14 protein-coding genes are annotated in these 18,349 nt (G+C 61.1%); 12 read left to right on the top strand and 2 right to left on the bottom strand.

Annotation, left to right across the window (positions count from 1 at the left end):
* The 9 genes from KDL09_RS18785 to KDL09_RS18825 all read left to right on the top strand — a co-directional run.
* Positions 1-1,025: DUF1553 domain-containing protein (locus KDL09_RS18785; protein WP_294388630.1), on the top strand; the 1,025-nt coding region annotated here is incomplete at its 5' end.
* Positions 1,026-1,029: 4 nt separating this feature from the next.
* A complete protein-coding gene (locus KDL09_RS18790) occupies positions 1,030-2,409 on the top strand; it encodes a DUF1501 domain-containing protein (RefSeq protein WP_294388636.1) in 1,380 nt (459 codons plus the stop codon).
* A 48-nt stretch (positions 2,410-2,457) separates the two neighbouring features.
* The gene (locus KDL09_RS18795) at positions 2,458-4,056 is read left to right on the top strand and encodes an arylsulfatase (protein WP_294388639.1); all 1,599 of its coding nucleotides are present in this window, start codon (positions 2,458-2,460) and stop codon (positions 4,054-4,056) included.
* Positions 4,057-4,173: 117 nt separating this feature from the next.
* Positions 4,174-5,529, top strand: a complete 1,356-nt coding sequence (locus KDL09_RS18800; RefSeq protein ID WP_294388642.1) for a hypothetical protein — start codon at positions 4,174-4,176, stop codon at positions 5,527-5,529.
* Positions 5,530-5,574: 45 nt separating this feature from the next.
* Positions 5,575-6,843: a hypothetical protein gene (locus KDL09_RS18805; RefSeq protein ID WP_294388646.1), complete on the top strand. Its 1,269-nt coding sequence runs from the start codon at positions 5,575-5,577 to the stop codon at positions 6,841-6,843.
* A complete protein-coding gene (locus KDL09_RS18810; RefSeq protein ID WP_294388650.1) occupies positions 6,840-8,189 on the top strand; it encodes a hypothetical protein in 1,350 nt (449 codons plus the stop codon). Before KDL09_RS18805 ends, KDL09_RS18810 begins: the two co-directional genes overlap by 4 nt.
* Before the next feature lie 3 nt (positions 8,190-8,192).
* Positions 8,193-9,050, top strand: coding sequence for a hypothetical protein (locus KDL09_RS18815; protein WP_294388654.1), 858 nt, complete (start codon positions 8,193-8,195; stop codon positions 9,048-9,050).
* Between the two features lie 31 nt (positions 9,051-9,081).
* A complete protein-coding gene (locus KDL09_RS18820) occupies positions 9,082-9,939 on the top strand; it encodes a M15 family metallopeptidase (protein ID WP_294388655.1) in 858 nt (285 codons plus the stop codon).
* Positions 9,940-9,952: 13 nt separating this feature from the next.
* Positions 9,953-11,347: a hypothetical protein gene (locus tag KDL09_RS18825; RefSeq protein ID WP_294388659.1), complete on the top strand. Its 1,395-nt coding sequence runs from the start codon at positions 9,953-9,955 to the stop codon at positions 11,345-11,347.
* A 6-nt stretch (positions 11,348-11,353) separates the two neighbouring features.
* Here KDL09_RS18825 and KDL09_RS18830 read toward each other — a convergent pair whose 3' ends face one another.
* Entirely contained in the window at positions 11,354-12,064 is a 711-nt protein-coding gene (locus tag KDL09_RS18830) for a hypothetical protein (RefSeq protein WP_294388661.1), read from the bottom strand.
* Between the two features lie 113 nt (positions 12,065-12,177).
* On the opposite strand from KDL09_RS18830, the gene KDL09_RS18835 reads away from it, so the two are divergent.
* Together KDL09_RS18835 and KDL09_RS18840 are read left to right on the top strand one after the other, a co-directional pair.
* A complete protein-coding gene (locus tag KDL09_RS18835; RefSeq protein ID WP_294388662.1) occupies positions 12,178-13,599 on the top strand; it encodes a sulfatase in 1,422 nt (473 codons plus the stop codon).
* A gap of 60 nt (positions 13,600-13,659) precedes the next feature.
* Complete coding sequence (locus KDL09_RS18840; RefSeq protein WP_294388664.1) at positions 13,660-15,456, top strand: sulfatase; 1,797 nt, start codon at positions 13,660-13,662, stop codon at positions 15,454-15,456.
* 17 nt (positions 15,457-15,473) lie between these two features.
* Here KDL09_RS18840 and KDL09_RS18845 read toward each other — a convergent pair whose 3' ends face one another.
* Entirely contained in the window at positions 15,474-17,354 is a 1,881-nt protein-coding gene (locus KDL09_RS18845) for a sulfatase-like hydrolase/transferase (RefSeq protein ID WP_294388666.1), read from the bottom strand.
* Between the two features lie 57 nt (positions 17,355-17,411).
* Between KDL09_RS18845 and KDL09_RS18850 the strand changes: the two genes are divergently transcribed.
* Entirely contained in the window at positions 17,412-18,344 is a 933-nt protein-coding gene (locus KDL09_RS18850) for an alpha/beta hydrolase-fold protein (protein ID WP_294388669.1), read from the top strand.
* Positions 18,345-18,349: the final 5 nt, after the last annotated feature.

Below are 18,349 nucleotides of genomic sequence, written 5' to 3' on the forward strand. Positions count from 1 at the left end.
AAAGCGAAGATCTGACGAAGGAACTTGGCAAGCAGATCAACGAGCTCAAAGACGCCGACCTGGCGATGGCGCCGCGCGATGCACGCGACGCTGGCGACATTCATCTGCGTGTGCGTGGCGAGGTCGGCCAGCTGGGTCCGAAAATCGCCCGCACCTATCCCAGCGTGCTGTTTCGCGGCGCTCCGCCAAAGATCGCACCGGGTTCCAGCGGTCGTTTGCAACTCGCTTCGTGGATGACGAGTGAGGAGAACGCGCTGCTCGACCGTGTGATCGTAAATCGCCTTTGGGCGCAGCTTTTCGGACGCGGCATCGTCAGCACCGTGGACAACTTCGGCGTGCAGGGCGAGAAGCCGACGCATCCCGCGCTGCTCGATCACCTCGCCGCGAAATTCCGCGCCAGCGGTGGCTCATTCAAGACGCTGATTCGCGAGATGGTGCTCAGCCGCACCTACCAGCTCGCCGCCGAGGCGAAATCACCGCGCACCGTCGCCGATCCGGAGAATCGCTTGCTCGGCCGTCGGTCCTATCGTCGTCTCACGGCGGAAGAGATTCGCGACAGCCTGCTCTTCCTCGCCGGTGATCTCAATCTCGAGCAGGCCGACGCCACGGCGCTGACCTATGGCGAAGATCTCGACAAGCCGATGAAGTTCGACAAGGAGCGCCGTCGCAGCATCTACCTGCCTGTTGCACGCAACAACCTCGCTCCCGAACTCGAGATCTTCGACGCTGCGAATCCCGAGATGGTCTCCGGCGACCGCCCGCTCACCACCGTGCCCACGCAGGCGCTGTATCTTCTCAACAGCGAGTTTTTGCAGAAGCAGGCCGCCACGCTCGCCCAACAGGCTTACGCCAAACCGGAGCCCGTCGTATGGCTGCATCAAGTGATCCTCGGTCACGCGCCGGATGCCGCTGGCATGAAGCGCGCGAACGATTTCGTCGAACAGTCCGGCAATGACCGCGAGCAGGCGCTCGCCGATCTCGCCCACGTGCTGCTCGCCTCCACCGAGTTTTTGTTTCTCGATTGATGCCATGAATGCCCTTCCTCAAATCAGCCGCCGCACCGCGTTGAAAACCGCCGCGTGCGGCTTTGGCTCGCTCGCGTTCAACGGCCTCGCCACTGCGGCCAGCCTGCCGCGCGGACTGCACCACACGCCGCGTGCGAAGCGCGTGATCTTCCTCTTCATGCACGGCGGCCCGTCGCAGGTGGACACGTTTGACTACAAGCCGATGCTTCAGCAGATGGATGGCAAGAAGCTGCCGTTCGCGCCGGCAAAGAACCTCGATCCGTCCGCGACGGCGCAGGCGAAGCTGCTCGGTTCGCCGTGGAAGTTTCAGCAGCATGGCGAGGCGGGCTTGTGGGGCAGCGATCTGTTTCCCGAAGTATCGAAGCGTCTCGACGACCTCTGCGTCATCCGCTCCATGCAGAGCAAAGGCCAGTCGCACGGCCAGGCGGTGTGCATGATTCACACCGGCTCGGACAACTTCGTGCGTCCGTCGATGGGCTCATGGATCAGCTACGGTCTCGGCACCGAGAACGCCGACCTGCCCGCCTTTGTCAGCATCAGCCCGCCCGCCACGCACGGCGGTCCGCGCAACTACGGCAGCGCCTTCCTTCCCGCCGCGCATCAGGGCACGACCGTCGGCCGCGCGGGCAAGCTCGGCAAGGACGCCACCTTCCGCTTCCTCGACTCCGGCGGCGATTCCGATCGCCAGCTGCGCAAAATGAAACTGCTGCAGGCGATGAACCGCGAGGAGTTCGAGCGCACGCGTCACGCGCCGATCGAGGGCATGATTCAAAGCATGGAACTCGCCTTCCGCATGCAGCGCGAAGCTCCCGGCGTCATGGACATCGATCACGAGCCCGAACACATCAAAGCGCTCTACGGCATCGGCAACGAAACGACCGACAACTACGGCCGCCAGTGCCTGCTCGCGCGTCGCTTTGCCGAGGCAGGCGTGCGCTACATCCAGGTCAGCACACCGAACGTGTGGGACCAGCATTCGAATCTCGTCAGCGGTCACACCAAGAACGCCGCCGCGGTCGATCGCCCCATCGCCGGACTGCTCACCGATTTGAAACAGCGCGGCATGCTGGAAGACACGCTTGTCGTCTGGGGCGGCGAGTTCGGCCGCACGCCGATCGTGCAGGGCTCGAACGGTCGCGATCACAATCCGCAGGGCTTCACCATGTGGCTCGCCGGCGGCGGCGTGAAAGGCGGCCTCGCGTATGGCGAGACCGACGAATTCGGCTACTACGCCGTGCGCGACAAGGTCCACATGCACGACCTCCACGCCACGATCCTGCATCTCCTCGGCATCGATCACTTGAAGCTCACCTACCGCTACGCCGGCCGCGACTTCCGCCTCACCGATGTGTATGGCGAAGTCGTGAAAGGGATCATGGCCTGAGCCGACGAATCCGCTGAAGGAACTCTGACCCGATCGCGTTGGTGGCGCATGCGTTTTGCCATCTGTTCTCTCGTGTTTTGGACCTCGTGCGTCCTGTTTGCCCAGCAACCGGCCGAAAAGCCGAACATCGTAGTCATTCTCGTCGATGACATGGGCTTCAGTGATCTGGGCTGCTATGGCAGCGAGATTCCCACGCCGAACCTCGATGCGCTGGCGGCGGACGGACTGCGCTTCACGCAGTTTTACAACACCGGTCGCTGTTGTCCCACGCGTGCGTCGTTGCTGACCGGATTGTATCCGCATCAGGCCGGCGTCGGCCACATGACGGATGACAAAGGCGTGCCGGGCTATCGCGGCAGGCTCAATGACTCATGCGTCACCATCGCTGAGGTGCTGAAACCGGCGGGCTATTTCACCATCATGAGCGGCAAGTGGCATGTCGGTCAGAACCTCGGCGTCACGCCCTGGGGTCGTGGCTTCGATCGCAGCCTGAATCCTGCAGCCGGTGGGTTCTATTATGCCGGATCGCCGCGCTATGATCTCTGGCTTAATGGCGAGTCCATCAAGGCCGATGATCCGCGTCTGCCGAAAAACTGGTACACCACCGATCTGTGGACGACGTTCGGCCTGAAGTTCATCGACGAGGCGCTGGCGGAGAAGAAGCCTTTCTATCTTCATCTCTGCCATAACGCGCCGCATTTCCCCCTGCAGGCACCAGCGGATGCGATCGAGAAATTTCGCGGTAAGTACAAGGCCGGCTGGGGAGCGATCCGTGATGCGCGCTATGCCAGGCAGATTGAGATGGGCATCATCAACAAAGACTGGGCAAAGTCACCGCGTCCGAAAGACGTGAAGCCTTGGGCGGAGGTGCCGGCGGAGGAAAAGGAGCGCTTCGACCACCTCATGGCCGTCTATGCGGCCTGCGTGTATCGCATGGACAAGGCCGTGGGCGATCTCGTCGCCGGACTGAAGGAGCGCGGCGTCTTCGACAACACGCTCATCCTTTTCATGAGCGACAACGGAGGCAACGCCGAGTCCGGACCCAAGGGTCGCACCGAAGGCGATCCGACGCAGGCGACGTCGAACTGGTTCTGCGGCGAAAGCTGGGCCTTTTCCGAGAACACTCCCTTCCGCCTCTTCAAGCACTACAACCACGAAGGGGGCATCGCCACGCCGCTCATCGCGCACTGGCCGGCGGGCATCACCGCGAAAAACGAACTCCGTCATACGCCCACGCATCTCGTCGACATCATGACGACGTGTGTCCGTGTCGGCGGCGCCACATATCCGAAGGAGTTCAAGGGCAGGCCCATCACGCCGATGGCGGGCCACACCCTGACCACCGTTTTCAACGGCACCGGCATCATGTCGCGCTATCTGTTCTGGGAGCACGAAGGCAACGCCGCCGTGCGTCTGGGTGACATGAAGCTTGTTCGCAAAGGCCGCAACGCCCCGTGGGAGCTCTACGATATGAAGGCCGATCGCACCGAACTGCACGATCTGACTGCTGAGCAGCCAGAGAAGGCAAAAGAACTCGCCGCACAATGGGAGGCATGGGCCGAGCGAGCCAACGTGAAGCCGTATCCCAACGAAGGCGGCACCAAGAAGAAGGGCAAAGGCAAGAAGAAGGCGGCGGCTCAGGAATGACCCAACAGATTGGATGAAGTTACGCGAACCGTGTCGCGTTGACGAATGATGCGATTCTTTGTCTGTGCCGTAGCGATTTGGGCCTCATCAGTTCTGTTTGCACAAAAGCCGCCCGCGATGCCGGTCAACATCGGCTCACAACTGGAGTTGATGGTCGATGATCATCTCATCGAATCGATGACAGGCGGTGCGGCATTTGAGCTCCATCATCCGGTGCTGACATCTCATGAGAGCGATGCACAGCCCGTGATGCCCTGGGGCAACGTCTTCAAGACGGGAGGGCGCTATCAGATGATCGTGCGGGCGCTGAAGGATCCGAAGGTCGGATGGAAGGAGGACGGACCTGAAGCGCATTACTTGAACCACATCCTGCTCTACTATGAGAGCAAGGATGGCGTCCATTGGAAGGCCCCGAAGCTGGACCTGCATGCGTTGCCGGCGTTTCCGGCAGGGAATGTGATCATGATGGACGAGTTCGGTGTGGAGCAGACCTTTGCCGCGTTTCTCGACACGCGTCCCGGTGTGCCTGCGGCGGAACGCTACAAGGGGCTCGGCGGCAAGTCCTACCCGGATGCGAAGGTGAAGGAGTTCAGCGAGAAATACGCGCCGCCCGGACTGCGCGCCTATGCGTCGCCTGATGGCATTCATTGGAAGCGCCTGCACGACGCGCCGGTGATTCCGGGCGCATGGGGGAAGTTTGATTCGCAGAACATCGTGTTCTGGTCGGAGCAGGAGCAGTCGTATCTGTGCTACTTCCGATCGTTTGAGAACAAGCTCGCCAAATCACTGCGCTCGGTGAAACGCACGACGAGCAAGGACTTCCGCGAGTGGTCGCAGCCGGTCGATGTGCAGATCAACCTGCCCGGCGAGGAGCTCTACACCAGCAACGTGGAGCCCTACTTCCGCGCTCCGCATCTCTACATCGGCCTGCCCACACGCTACCTCTCGAAGCGCGGTTCCTCGACGGACATCATGTTCGTTTCCAGCCGCGATGGCCTGCACTTTGACCGGACCGCCAAGGACGCCTTCATTCGCCCTGGCCTTGACCCCGCCGCGTGGGGAAATCGATCCAACTACACGGCCTACCACATCGTCCCGACTTCACCGGAAGAGATATCGATCTACGCGTCAGCAGGCCGTCGCTACACGCTGCGCACGGACGGGTTCATGTCGATTCACGCGCCCTACGAAGGCGGCGAGTGGGTCACGAAACCGCTGATCTTCACCGGCAAAAAGCTCATCTTGAACTTTGCCACGAGCGCGGGCGGCCAGATCCGCGTCGAGGTGCAGGACGCCAACGGAGCGCCTATCGAAGGATTCAAGCTGGATCAGTCCAAGCCGCTCATCGGCGATGCGATCGAACGCGCCGCAGCCTGGGCGGGCGGCAACGACGTCAGCGCACTTGCGGGCAAGCCCGTGCGCCTGCGTTTCGAAATGAGCGACGCAGACGTGTTTTCGCTGCGGTTTCGCTGAGCAGCGAGGAAAGTGGCGTCGTCGGTGCGTTTGATAACGCATCGCATGAACGCTCCGACTTCACTCCACCGTCGTCAGTTTCTTCGCAGCACGGCCGCCACCGCCGGAGGGCTCTGGCTTTCCGGGTTCCAGTCATCGCTCTCCGCCGCGGCGATCGAGGGCGATACGGAGCATTTCTTTTACCGCATGCCATCTGCGGACGATCCCTACATCGACACGCAGCGCGACAACAAGGCTTTCGCGTTTCAAGGCACGCAGATCCTGCTATCCGAGGACAATGGCAAAACGTGGCCGCATCGCGCGGAGTTCCCCGAAGCGCAGAACATCACCTTCAGCGTCATCTTGAAGAATGGGAACGTGCTGTTCGCGACGCTCAACCGGCTCTTCCTCAGCACGGACAATCTGAAGACGCATCGCGAGATCATCGTCAAGCGGCCGGACGGCAGCGAGTACCGGCCGCACACGCCGGTGAAGGCGGATCAGCCCGGCTGGTATTTCCATTCGCTCGACGGCGAGCACTGCTTCGAAGTGAACGGCAAGGAGATGCTCGTATGGGGCAACTACTGCAACGTGCTCGGCGGCGCGGTGCCGGTGAACGTCTATTACTCGACCGACAACGGCGAGACGGTGAAGCTCGCCTATGCCTTTGGGCAGAATCCGAAGTTTCAGCAGAAGGACGCACCACCGGATGCGCCGATGCTCGGCGATCCGAGCAACCAGCTCATCGCCCGTCATGTGCACAATGTGACCTACAATCCCGCCGAGAACGCCTTCTACGCCTGCACGGGCGACATCGACCGCAGTTTCGGGAAGGAGGTGCACTGGATCCGCGGCACGTATGATGCCAAAGCGGATGCCTGGGACTGGAAGCACGTCATTTCAGTGGACTCGAATTCGCGCTTCAAATGCGGCGGCATCAACTTCATCGGCGACAAGGTCTACTGGATCGCCGATGCGAACGGCCCGGCCATCGCCAACCGGCATGACCGCGGCATCTTCGTGTGCGATCCGAAGGACATCACGGACACCTCGCAGCACACAATGCTCTTCAATCCGATGTTTGAATCCGCAAACATGCTCGTGCAGGACGGCGTCTTCGTCGCCACGCACTGCGCGCCGGCTTCGACCTACGCCTGCGGCATCATCTGGTCGCCCGACATGGGGAAGACGTGGGAACAATACGACCTCAAAGAATTCGGCCCGCGCAGCGGCGTGCGCATCAATTACAAGAACAGCGACGGCTGGTTCCGCATGGACCTGCGCAAAGGCTGGATCGAACGCGCCGAAGTTCTCTTCCTGAAACCCAAGTCATGAAACATCTGCTCTTCCTCGTTCTCCTGGCCTCCGCGCATGCGCAGGTCATCGACGGCCAGTTTCCCGTCACCTCGAATCTCAAAGCCGGTGTCGCGAAGGTGGACATCACGCCGCCGGAGGTGAAGGGCGTCATCGTCACCGGACATACCCGCGAGGTGAACGGCGTGCGCGATCCGCTTCGCGCGGGCGTGCTGCTGATGGACGACGGCGAAACAAAGGCGGCCATCGTCACGATGGACACCATCGGAGCATGGGAGGAGATGGTTGCTCAGGCGCGTGCGGAAATCGAAAAGGCCAGCGGCGTGCCAGCGGCGAACATCATGATCTGCGCCTCGCACAATCATTCCGGCCCCGGCTGGAACGAGAACATGCGCTGGGCTTCCGATTTGATCAAAAAGATCGGCGCGGCAGCGAAGGAAGCCGCCGCCAGCATGCGCCCCGTCAGCATCGGCATGAGTGTGGATCGCATCAGCTTCGGCATCAACCGTCGCAAGACGATCGATGGACGTGCCGTCGTGCGCTTGAACCCGGACGGACCGAATGATCCGCGCGTGAAGGTGCTGCGCTTTGATGACGGAAAGTCGCTCGCGCCGATGGCCATTCTCATGCACGCCGTCTGCCATCCTTGCTTCTTCACCTGGGGTGACAAAGGTTCGCAGCCGTATCCGAAGGGCTTTCCGATGATGACCGCCGACTACCCCGGCGAGGCGCAGACCTTTGTCGAGATATGCTACGCGGGAAAAACGGCGTCGATGTTCATGCAGGGCTGCGCCGGTGACATCCGCCCGAACCTGCCCGGCTATCCCTACCGCTGCGCCGACGAAGCAGACATCCAATGGGCCGGCCGCGATCTCGGCGGTGCCACCGCACGCGCCGCGGCGTTCAGCATCACGCGCGAGCAGTTGAAGAAGCGCGAGACCTTTTATCAAATCCGCGTGGCCAGCGAAGTGATCGACCTTCCCGGCAAGGAGCAGCCGGTGAAAGCAGAGCTCATGGCGATGAAGGTCGGTCCGTTTCTCTTTTTGACCATGCCCGGCGAGCCGATGGTCGAGTACGGCTTCAAACTCGAGCAGGCCATCGCCGACCGCGCCACGCCGGTGATCGTCGGCTACGCGAACGGCAACATCGGCTACATCGCCACCGCCGCCGCGCACGAAGTCGGCGGCTATGAACCGAACCGAAGCCACCTCAAACCCGAAGCCGAGGCCATTCTCCTCAGAGAACTCGGCAAACTCGCCGACCGCGTCGTCGGCGATGTGTTTGAGTCCTTCTCGAAGCATCCCAAAGACATGGTCAAGCGCGAGGCGGAGGAGAAGGCGCGGCTGCAGGGAACGCCAGTGAAGTAGAACATGCCTGCCGGGCAGGAGTTGAAGCTGGGGCAATCTGAATCACCGTGCGGCATGAATACATCGTCTCAAGAGCTCGTGCCGCCTATGCGCTGGTTCTGGGTCTTCTTGTCCGTAGGTTCGATGTGGGTCTTAATGGCTTTAGGGCCGCTGACTTTGCTCGTTCCGTTTGTCTGTGTTTTCCTCATTGTAAATGCGTTGCAGTCCAAGCGCTCGAGACCTCTGCTGGCGGTTGGTTTGTCTCCCATGGTTGTCTTGTTCGTGAGCGGCATCATGAGTTGGTTCTCGGCACGCCCTTCTTTCCAGTTTTTCGGCTTGCCGACGCCTGAAGCGTACAACCTCGAGCCTGAAACGCGGTGCTACGCCAGCAGCAGCGGCTGCTTGGTGGATGGTGGCGAAATGATCCGCCAAGGGCCGCATAACCTCGGGTTAACACTGATGTGCGCGGCCTTCGGCTGGCCTCCCAAGACTTACCACGGATTTTATCCGTCCCAGGAACAAGCCAACAAGCTGACTGAGGACATGGTCGCAATACCGCTAAAAGACTTTGAAGAGGGACTGCTAAGGCTTCCTGCCGGACAAATTGAGGTCGGCGAACACCAGGCACACCGGATGCTGTTGGATGCCAACACATTGCCCGGTGACGGGACTTCAAACGGCAATATCAGCGTGCGTGCTCAAGTGTTTGAAGGCGATTGCCTGGCGATTCGTGTCACCAATGACAATCCCGACATGGCGACGGACCTCTTCTATCTTTTTGATCGCACGACTAGGCGCGCTTTTGCTCGCTATCAATACGGCAGTCGTTCCAGCAATCCCCCCTTCTTCGCGGGCAACATGGATGAGGTCTTCACTGACTGACAGAAAAGGCAGTTTTCCGGCGAGTTGTTACATGATGTCAATATCCTCACCCACCGACGACCAAGCCCGCCGCGCCTACTGGAATGAGCAGATGGAGGCGGGTTATGCCATCGTGCAGAAGCTCATCGAATTTCCCGTGAAGGAATGCGGCGAGCGCTTTGCCTCGATCCCAGAAGCGGCGACGGAAGCGGGCGTGGAGATGCTGTTCTCCACCTCGAAGATCGCGGGGGATCTGGACCGCGTTTACTTCCTGCGCGAGAGCCTCGTGCGCGATGTGATCACCATCGGCCGCGAGATGAACGAACGCGGGTGGATTCTGAAGATCGAAGACGGCTTTCGCTCGCTGGACATGCAGCGGCAGCTCGTGCGGAAGCCTTCCGTGTTCGACACCGTGCTCAAGAAGACCATGTGGGAGCTCGGCGGGCAGATTCCGACGCCGGAGATGATGTTCCGCCGCGCCATCGTGCTCACGGCGAACATGCCGAAGATCGGCGCGCACATGTCCGGCTCCGCCATCGACATCAGCGTGTTCAACCGCGAGGACGGCTCGGAGGTGTGGCGCGGCTATCCGTATCTCGAAATGAGCGAGTGCACGCCGATGCGCTCGCCGTTTGTCGCGCCGGAGCACATCGCTACGCGGCTGGACATCTGCGCGATGATGGAGAAGCACGGCTTCATCCACTTTCCGTTCGAGTTCTGGCATTTCGACAAGGACGACGCCGGCATGCACATCCTCACCGGCAATCCCGCGCCCTGCCGCTTCGGCCCCGTGAACTGGGATCCACGCACGAACGAGGTCACGCCGGTGGAAAACCCGCTGGAGCTGCTCAATCCGCTGCCGGTGATCGAACGCGAGATCGCCGCGGCGCTGGAACGTGCGCGTGCTTAAACTCCCGATGACGATGAAATGCCTGTGGACTCTTCTCGCGGCGACATTGGCCGCACATGCCGTCGAGCCGGTGAACATCGGGTCACGACGCGAGCTGTTTGTGGACCGGTTTCTCGTCGGCGAATTGAAGAACACGTCGCTGAAGCTGCATGAGCCACAACTCGCGCCGCCGGTGTCGCCGCCGCGTCCGCATGGGCATTACGCGACCGTCTTGAAAGCAGCGGACAAGTTTCAGTTCTACTATCGTGGCGACACGAAGCCGGGCAACCATTGGAAGCAGGGCTGGGAGCAGTATCACGAAGGCGAGGTGACTCTCTATGCCGAGAGCCACGATGCGATCCACTGGACGCTGCCGAAGCTCGGACTCCACGAGCATCCCACGTTTCCGCAGGGCAACATCGTGCTGATGAACGAGTTCCTGGTGAACCACAACTTCACGCCCTTCATCGATACGCGCCCCGGCGTGCCTGCAGAGGAGAAATACAAGGCGCTCGGCGGTCTCGCCTACCAGTCGCATGCGGAGCACCTCGCCGTGCGTGACAAGCGCGGACCGGGCGGACTGAAAGCCTTCGCATCGCCCGACGGCATTCATTGGAAGAAGCTGCGCGAGGAACCGGTGATTCCCGAGGCGTGGGGCAAGTACTTCGACTCGCAGAACTACGCCTTCTGGAGCGAGAGCGAGCAGTGCTACGTCTGCTACTTCCGCCGTTTCATCGGCGGCATGCGCGGCATCGCCCGCACGACGTCGAAGGATTTCATCCACTGGACGCCGTTTGTCGAGATGCAGGCGAACCTGCCGAAGGAGCATCTCTACACTGCCTGCACGCAGCCCTACTTTCGCGCGCCGCACATCTACATCGCACTGCCGACGCGCTTTATGGACAAGCGCGGCGCGGCCACAGACATCCTGTTCATGAGCACGCGCGGCGGGGGCAAATACGACCGCGAATTCACCGAAAGCTTCATCCGTCCCGGCATCGGCAAGGACGGCTGGGCCGATCGTGCGAACTACGCCGCCATCGGCATTCATCAAACGGGCGACGCCGAGATGTCCATGTTCCTCACCGGCGGCCGACGCTTCACCCTGCGCCTCGACGGCTTTGTCTCGGTCAATGCGCCGCTTGCCGGAGGCGAGTTCATCACGAAGCCGTTCGTCTTCTCAGGCAAGGAACTGGAGATCAACTACTCCACCAGCGCCGCCGGCCAGATCCGCGTCGAATTTCAAGATGCCGAAGGCAATCCGCTGCCCGGCTTCACCCTCAACGACAACGAACCCATCTACGGCGACCACATCGCCCGCACCGTGACCTGGAAATCCGCACCCGACCTCAGCGCCCTCGCCGGCAAGCCCGTGCGCCTGCGCTTTGAAATGAGCGATGCGGACCTCTACTCGCTGCGGTTTCGCTGAAGCAGATCACTTCTTGTAGATCTTCACATCATCCACCACGGCATTCCGTGGCACGGAGAGGCGCAGCATTTTCTTCGTGGGGTGGGCGATGCCGGGCGATTTGAAGCTGCCGGCGTCCTTGCCGTCGATCGTGGCGCTAAGTTCATCGCCGGAGATTTTCACGACGAGATCGTGCCACTTGCCGATTTCCGAGGCCAGCGGGATGACCTTCTGCTTGCCTTCCATCGCCTTCTTCTGCTCCTCGTTGAGCGGCTTTTTCTCCTGACGCGCTTCGCTGATGTCCAGCCGCATGCTGCCGGTTTTCAAATCCTGCAGCGTCACCTGCTTCGGATTCACACGCGCGGCGAAGAGGTGGCCAGCGTGCACTTCCTTGCAGCCGAGATCAGCAAAATCGAGGCCGAGGCTGTCCTTCGCGTCCTCCAGCATGAAGCGCAGACTCACCGCGCCGTCGGTAAACTCGGCGGGATGCGTCACGGAGACGGCGTGATTCGCCTCGGGGGAAAGGTAGATGTACATCGCGCCATCGCGCAGATCGACCTGCTTGTTGCCCTTCGCGCGCGTCTTGCTGTTAGTTCCCCAGCCGTTGCCGGGCTCGTCTTTCTGCTCCTGCGACTCGTTGCGATCAAAGTGATCTTCAAAGACAAGCTGGCCCAGTTCCTCGGCGGAAACAGCGGAGGTCAGAACGATGGAGGCGAGGAGGAGGCAAGCAGGTTTCATGGATGGCATGTGGTTGGCCGGTGGAAACGCCAGTGGGCAGTGCAACTTGCGCCAAGGTGATGGCAAGGCGCGGCTCATTTGTGCGTTGGAGGGCGGAACCTTCCCCCACACCCATGAGATCTCTCCCCGCTCTGCTCTTCGTCCTGCTGCTGACCTCGTCCTTCGCGGCGGCACAGCGCCCGAACTTCCTTCTCATCATCGCCGACGACCTCTGCTGGCGGGACCTGGGCTATGAAGGCAATGCGGAGGTGAAAACACCGAACCTCGACAAGCTGCGCACCGAATCCATGCACCTGCGCGGCATGTTCAATCCGGCGACCACATGCTCGCCGACGCGACACGCGCTTTACACGGGCCTCTACCCGATCCGCAGCGGCGCGTATCCGAACCACACCCGCGTTTATGACGGCACGAAGAGCCTCTTCACGCATCTGAAGGACGCTGGCTACCGCGTGGCGCTGCAAAACAAGGAGCACGTCGGACCGAAACCGTCATTCCCTTATGAGCACATCGAGGGTGCGGATGATCTCACCGTCACGAAGTCGTTCGTGACACGCGATGCCTCACAGCCATGGTTCATGGTCTTTGCCTCGAACGATCCCCACGGCCCCTGGACCCGCGGACCGAAGTACGATCCGACGAAACTCACCATCCCGCCCTACCTGCACGACAACAAGATCACGCGCGATCTCCTCGCCGCCTACTACGGCGAAATCACGAAGCTCGACGAACAGGTCGGCGCGCTGATGAAGCTGCTCAATGACACGCAGCAGGCCGAGAACACGCTCGTCATGTTCGTCAGCGAGCAGGGCAGCAGCTTTCCCTACGGCGGCAAGTGGAGCGTCTATGACAACGGCATTCACGCCTCTGCGCTGGTGCGCTGGCCTGGAAAGGTGAAGCCCGGGAGCAGCAGCAAAGCGCTGATGCAGTATGTCGATGTGCCTCCCACGTTTCTTGACGCGGCGGGCATCGATCCGACAAGGATCGACGTGAGCTGCCCGGACGCGAACGGAGCGACCGGATTCGACGGCATCAGCTTTTTGCCCGTCCTGCGTGGCGAGATCGACAGGCTGCGCGATTACGTCTTCGCCCAGCACACGACCCTCGGCACAAACGGCGCGCTCGAAGCCTACCCGATGCGCATGGTGCGCGACGCGCGCTACAAGCTCATCCGCAACCTCGCACCCGAGAACACCTACACCATTGGCGGCATTCACCAGGGCCAGCCGATTGAGTCGTGGAAAGCAGACGCTGAGAACAACTACAAGCTCGCCGATCGTGTGAAGTGGCTGTTCAAACGTCCTGGCGAAGAGCTCTACGACCTGCAGTCGGACCCTGAGGAAATGAAGAACTTGGCCGAGGATCCCGAATTCGAGACGATCAAAGCCCGGCTGCAAACGCAGCTCGACGCCTGGGTCGCCCAGCAGAAAGACCACGGCATGGAAACGGAAAATCTCGCAAGCACCCGCCAGGGCAAGAGCGACGACGAACCGCGCAAGGCGAAGAAGAAGGGCAAAAAGAAGGCGGCCAAGTGATCCCGAAGGCCAGCCCACATCCCTGAAAAGACGCTCCCCGACCTGCGTTCACAGCAGGCCATGAACCGCGCCATTCTTTTCCTCCTGGTCACCTTTGCCGCATCGCTGCATGCGGCGAAGCCGAATCTGCTCATCGTCACCGTCGATGACATGAGCTGCGACTCGGTCGGCGTTTACGGCTGCAAGCTGCCGGACACGTCCCCGAACATGGACAAGCTGGCCGGGCAGAGCCTGCGATTCAATTACGCGCACGTCGTCGTCGGCAACTGCATGCCCTCGCGCAACGTGATGTGGTCCGGACGCTATCCGCACAACAACCGCATCCAGGGCTTCCGCTCGATGAGCAAGAACGACAAGGACTATCCGGTGCTCGGCGACATCATGAAGGACGCCGGCTATTTCATCGGCATCCGTCACAAGGTCTCGCACTCCACGCCCTACTCGCCCTTCCCCTGGGACCTCATTCTCGGCGAAGAGAAGAAGGACGATGTGAAGAATCCCGCCTCATGGGGCAAAGCGGCAACTCAGGGAATCGAAGCCGCCAAGGCCGCCGGCAAGCCCTTCTGCCTGCTGCTGAACATCGCCGATCCCCACAAGCCCTTCTATGCCGAGGGCGGCAAGGGACAGACCGTGCCGGACGACAACGTGCCGTCGAAGGTCTTCACCCCCGAAGAGGTGCCCGTGCCCGGCTTCCTGCCGGACGATCCGGTCGTGCGCAAAGAGCTCTCGCACTACTACTCATCGGTGCGCCGCGCCGACGACTCACTGGGCATGATCCTCGCGGCGTTGAAGGCCTCCGGCGAAGATGAAAACACGATCATCGTCTTCCTCTCCGACCACGGCATGCCGCTGCCGTTTGCCAAAACCCAGCTCTACCATCACAGCACGCGCACGCCGCTCATGATCCGCTGGCCAGGCGTCACGAAACCGGGTGCGGTCGATGACACGAACATGGTCTCCACCGTCGATCTGCTGCCTACGCTGCTCGACATGGTCGGCGTGGCCAAGCCGGACGGGTTCGATGGACGGTCCTTCGCTCCGCTGCTCAAAGGCGAGTCGCAGGACGGGCGCGACATGGTCTTCAAATCGTATGACGAGAACTCCGGCGGCCAGCGCACGCCAATGCGCGCCGTGCAGACGAAGGACTTCGTCTACATCTTCAATCCCTGGTCCAACGGCACCCGCGTGATGACCGGCGCGACCGCAGGAACCTCCACCTGCCGACAGATGCGCGTGCTCGCGAAGACGAACGAGCAGATCGCCGCACGCATCGATCTCTTTGATCATCGCGTGCCGGAAGAAGCCTACGAGGTGCGCTACGATCCTGACGCGCTCACAAATCTCATCGCCGACCCGGCACACGCGAAGGAGGTCACCGCTTTAGAGAAAGCGATGGAGGACTGGATGGTCCGCGTGAAGGATCCGCTGCTGGAGATTTTCCGTCACCGAGCCGACGCCGCCTACCGCGAGAACTGGATGCTCGAGATCGAGAAGGAGCGCACCAGCCGCAAGGAACGTAAAGCCGCCGCACCCAAGGCGAAGGGCAAAAAGACCGCCGGCCTCATTGAGCTCGAGATTCCCACGAATGTCACCGCAGGCGAGAAGGCCACCGTGAAACTCAAGCACACCTTCCCCGCCGACCTCGGCGAAAAGCCGGTCCAGGTCACGCTCAAAGACGGCAACAACGGACGCATCGAACGCCAGGAGGTCAAAGCCAGCGGCACCGGAGAGATCGATGTCACCTTCGCCATCCCCGCCGAGGTCCCCGGCGGCAAAGTGAACTTCGCCGGCCTCGTGGGCACCGGCATGAAGGATTCGCTCGAACTCATTCAGTCCAAGCAGGTGCCGGTGAAGTAAAGCTTCGGTCGTCGCGCCTACTTCTTGCCCTTCTTCTTTTTCGCGCCTGCATTCGGCGGATAGGGCACGCCGTTGATGTAGTTCAACCGGTCGTCAACGTCGCCGCCTTTGACGAGGGGATGAAAATCCGAACGCTTCACGGAGTATTTGCCCGCGAAGTGATCCTTGAACCAGACGACGGAGTTCAACGCTTCGACAGCAAGCACCGGATCCGCGGTCTTGTTGACGATGTCCGTCAGGGCGGGCTGCGGATTCATCACATCCAGGGAACCCAGAAACTCGAGCGCGCGCACGCGCACGATTTCGGATGGATCGTTGAGCAGCGGACGCACGAGATCGGTCAGCGGAGCGGCGTCTTTGCCAAAAGCGGTGCAGACCATGGCGCCCCAGTAGCGCTGCATCGGCACATCGCTCTTCAATGCGGCTTCGATGCCGAGCCGGGCCTCTGCAAACGGGCGCAGCATGAGATCGGCGATGTCTGCGAGTTGACGGATCTCATCAAGATGCTTCTGGCCGAACGCCACCGGGTTGTCCATGGCGTGTGCGGCGAGATAGCTCTCCGGATAGTAGCTGAGGTCGGGCATCGAGCGCATTTGCTGCTGCAAACGGCCGCGCAGATCCTGAAGCGTCGCCGCATGCGCCGGATCGGTGGCGAGGTTCTTCACCGTCCAAGGATCAGCTTCGCAGTCGAACAGCATCTCGACCGGCTTCCGTTCAAAGAACTGCGCGGGAGCTCCGCTGAACTTGCCGTCCTTCCAGAGCTGACGCCACTCCTCGTAGGCCAGCATCTTGTAGCGGTAGTTGTTGTGCAGTCCATCCGGCAGCCACGGCTCGAAGCTGCGAATGTACTGATACTTCCCCTTCCGCAGCGTGCGGACGAAGTCGTACTTCTCATCCATGCGGTTCGCGTAGCCAAAGGCCTCGTCACGCTCGTTCACGTCTTTGATCGGGACGCCTTTGCCAAGAAACGCCCTGCCATCAATGCCGTGCGGCAATGGCACACCGGCGAGCTGAAGCGCCGTGGCACCGAAGTCGATGAACTGCACGAAGCCGGGCACGCGCGCACCCAGATCCGCGCCTTCCACGAGGTTTTTGAAGTGCTCCGGCACACGGATCACCAGCGGCACATGAAGGCCTGTGTCATAGACGTAGCCCTTGCCACGCGGCAGCACGCCGCCGTGATCGCCGAAATAAAAGATGAACGTGTCTTCCAGCAGGCCGTCCTTTTGCAGATCAGCCACCGTTTGCGCGACGATGTCGTCAATGACCTGCTGCTTGTCCAGATAGAGGGCGTGTGTGTAGCGAAACAACGGTGTGTCGGGCAGGTGGGCGCCGGGCTGAACCTTGGCCGGATCGTGCTTCGTTTTCACGTTCTTGTAGGTCTGCTCGTTGAAGTGCAGCGAGCTCTCGTGCGACTGCGCATGCGATTGCATGTGGAAGAAGGGCTGCTTCGCATCGGGTCGGTTGCGCCAGGAGGCCTTGTTGGACGATTCGTCCCACACCTCCTTGCCGGCCTCGGCGTTGTAGTCGGTCTTGGAGTTGTTCGTCGTGTAGTAGCCTGCCTTGCGCAAATATTCGGGGAACATGCGCACGCCGTCCGGCAGCGGCGGCGATTTGTAGCGACGATGAAACTGTGTGCCGATGCGCGGGCCGTAGCACATCGTTGCCAGCGTCGTGCGCGCCACGGAGCAGACGGGCGCATTTGAGAAGGCGTTGTCAAAGGTCAGCCCATGCGCCGCCATCGCTTCGATGGCAGGAGTCTCTGCGCCGCCGGGGAAGAAGTGCTTCAGATAATGGATGGAATTGTCCTCTGAGACGATCCAGACGATGTTGGGCCGATCAGCGGCGACGGAAAACGAGGAGACGAAAAGAAGGCAGAGGGCGGTCAGAAGGCGCATGGCGTGCTAACGCGGAGAGCTCGTGAAACTTGCCCGCGATTCCGCCGTTCAGGCGCAATGCTTCGGTTCTTCATCTGTCTCGTTTTGACCTCCCCTGTACTGTGTTTCGCCCAAAAGGGAGACAAGCCCAAAGCCAATGCCGCTCCGGCTCCATTTTCCTGGGTCTCACCCATGGTGAATGCCGAGTGGGCCAAGAAGATCCTGCCGCCGACGGTGAAGCACGCGACGTTCAAAAGCCCGTCCATGGGCATCGACGTGGGCTACTACATCTACCTGCCGCCGGGTTATGAAACGAGCCAGGAGAAGTATCCGGTCGTTTATCATCTGCACGGTGGTCGTCCCGGCGGCGAGAGCAAGAGCGTGAAGCTCGCCACCTACGTCGATGCAGCAATCAAGAAGGGCACGATCAAGCCGACGATCTATGTCTTCCCGAATGGCGGTCCGGTGAGCTGGTATGACATGCCGGAGATCAAGAACGGCATGGGCGAGAGCGTGTTCGTGAAGGAAGTCGTCCCGCACATCGACGCGACCTACCGCACCTGGGGCACACGCGAAAGTCGCGCGCTGGAGGGCTACTCGCAGGGCGGACGCGGCACGACGCGCATCATGTTCAAGCATCCCGAGCTGTTTCTCTCCGTCGCACCTGGCGGCTCCGGCTACGGTCCTGAAAAGCACATTCAGGAAAACGACGGCTACGAATCCGAGAACCTGCGTTTCCTGCCCGTCGGCTACAACGCCTGGGACCTCGCGAAGGTTTATGCATCCCGCACTGACAAACCCGCGCTGAACATTCTCGTCTGGGACGGCACGAAGTGTTTCAACTACGAGTTCAATCTCCAATACTCCACCTACTTGAAGGAACTCGGCATCGCTCATAAGTTCCTCTCCATCCCCGAGGTTCCTCACACCGCCACCGGCAGCTATGACGTGAAAGGCGACGACATCATGCGCCACCACCAGAAGACCTTTGACCAACATCGTCCCAACTGAATCAC

Origin of the sequence: Prosthecobacter sp. (assembly GCF_020439865.1) — a bacterium.
Taxonomy (GTDB): domain Bacteria; phylum Verrucomicrobiota; class Verrucomicrobiia; order Verrucomicrobiales; family Verrucomicrobiaceae; genus Prosthecobacter.

Excerpts from the sequence above, each read along its gene's own strand:
- KDL09_RS18790 (WP_294388636.1), top strand. The coding sequence starts at position 1,030 with ATGAATGCCCTTCCTCAAATCAGCCGCCGCACCGCGTTGAAAACCGCC.
- KDL09_RS18795 (WP_294388639.1), top strand. The coding sequence starts at position 2,458 with ATGCGTTTTGCCATCTGTTCTCTCGTGTTTTGGACCTCGTGCGTCCTG.
- KDL09_RS18825 (WP_294388659.1), top strand. The coding sequence starts at position 9,953 with ATGAAATGCCTGTGGACTCTTCTCGCGGCGACATTGGCCGCACATGCC.
- KDL09_RS18805 (WP_294388646.1), top strand. The coding sequence starts at position 5,575 with ATGAACGCTCCGACTTCACTCCACCGTCGTCAGTTTCTTCGCAGCACG.
- KDL09_RS18850 (WP_294388669.1), top strand. The coding sequence starts at position 17,412 with ATGCTTCGGTTCTTCATCTGTCTCGTTTTGACCTCCCCTGTACTGTGT.
- KDL09_RS18810 (WP_294388650.1), top strand. The coding sequence starts at position 6,840 with ATGAAACATCTGCTCTTCCTCGTTCTCCTGGCCTCCGCGCATGCGCAG.
- KDL09_RS18800 (WP_294388642.1), top strand. The coding sequence starts at position 4,174 with ATGCCGGTCAACATCGGCTCACAACTGGAGTTGATGGTCGATGATCAT.
- KDL09_RS18815 (WP_294388654.1), top strand. The coding sequence starts at position 8,193 with ATGCCTGCCGGGCAGGAGTTGAAGCTGGGGCAATCTGAATCACCGTGC.
- KDL09_RS18830 (WP_294388661.1), bottom strand. The coding sequence starts at position 12,064 with ATGAAACCTGCTTGCCTCCTCCTCGCCTCCATCGTTCTGACCTCCGCT.
- KDL09_RS18820 (WP_294388655.1), top strand. The coding sequence starts at position 9,082 with ATGATGTCAATATCCTCACCCACCGACGACCAAGCCCGCCGCGCCTAC.
- KDL09_RS18840 (WP_294388664.1), top strand. The coding sequence starts at position 13,660 with ATGAACCGCGCCATTCTTTTCCTCCTGGTCACCTTTGCCGCATCGCTG.
- KDL09_RS18835 (WP_294388662.1), top strand. The coding sequence starts at position 12,178 with ATGAGATCTCTCCCCGCTCTGCTCTTCGTCCTGCTGCTGACCTCGTCC.
- KDL09_RS18845 (WP_294388666.1), bottom strand. The coding sequence starts at position 17,354 with ATGCGCCTTCTGACCGCCCTCTGCCTTCTTTTCGTCTCCTCGTTTTCC.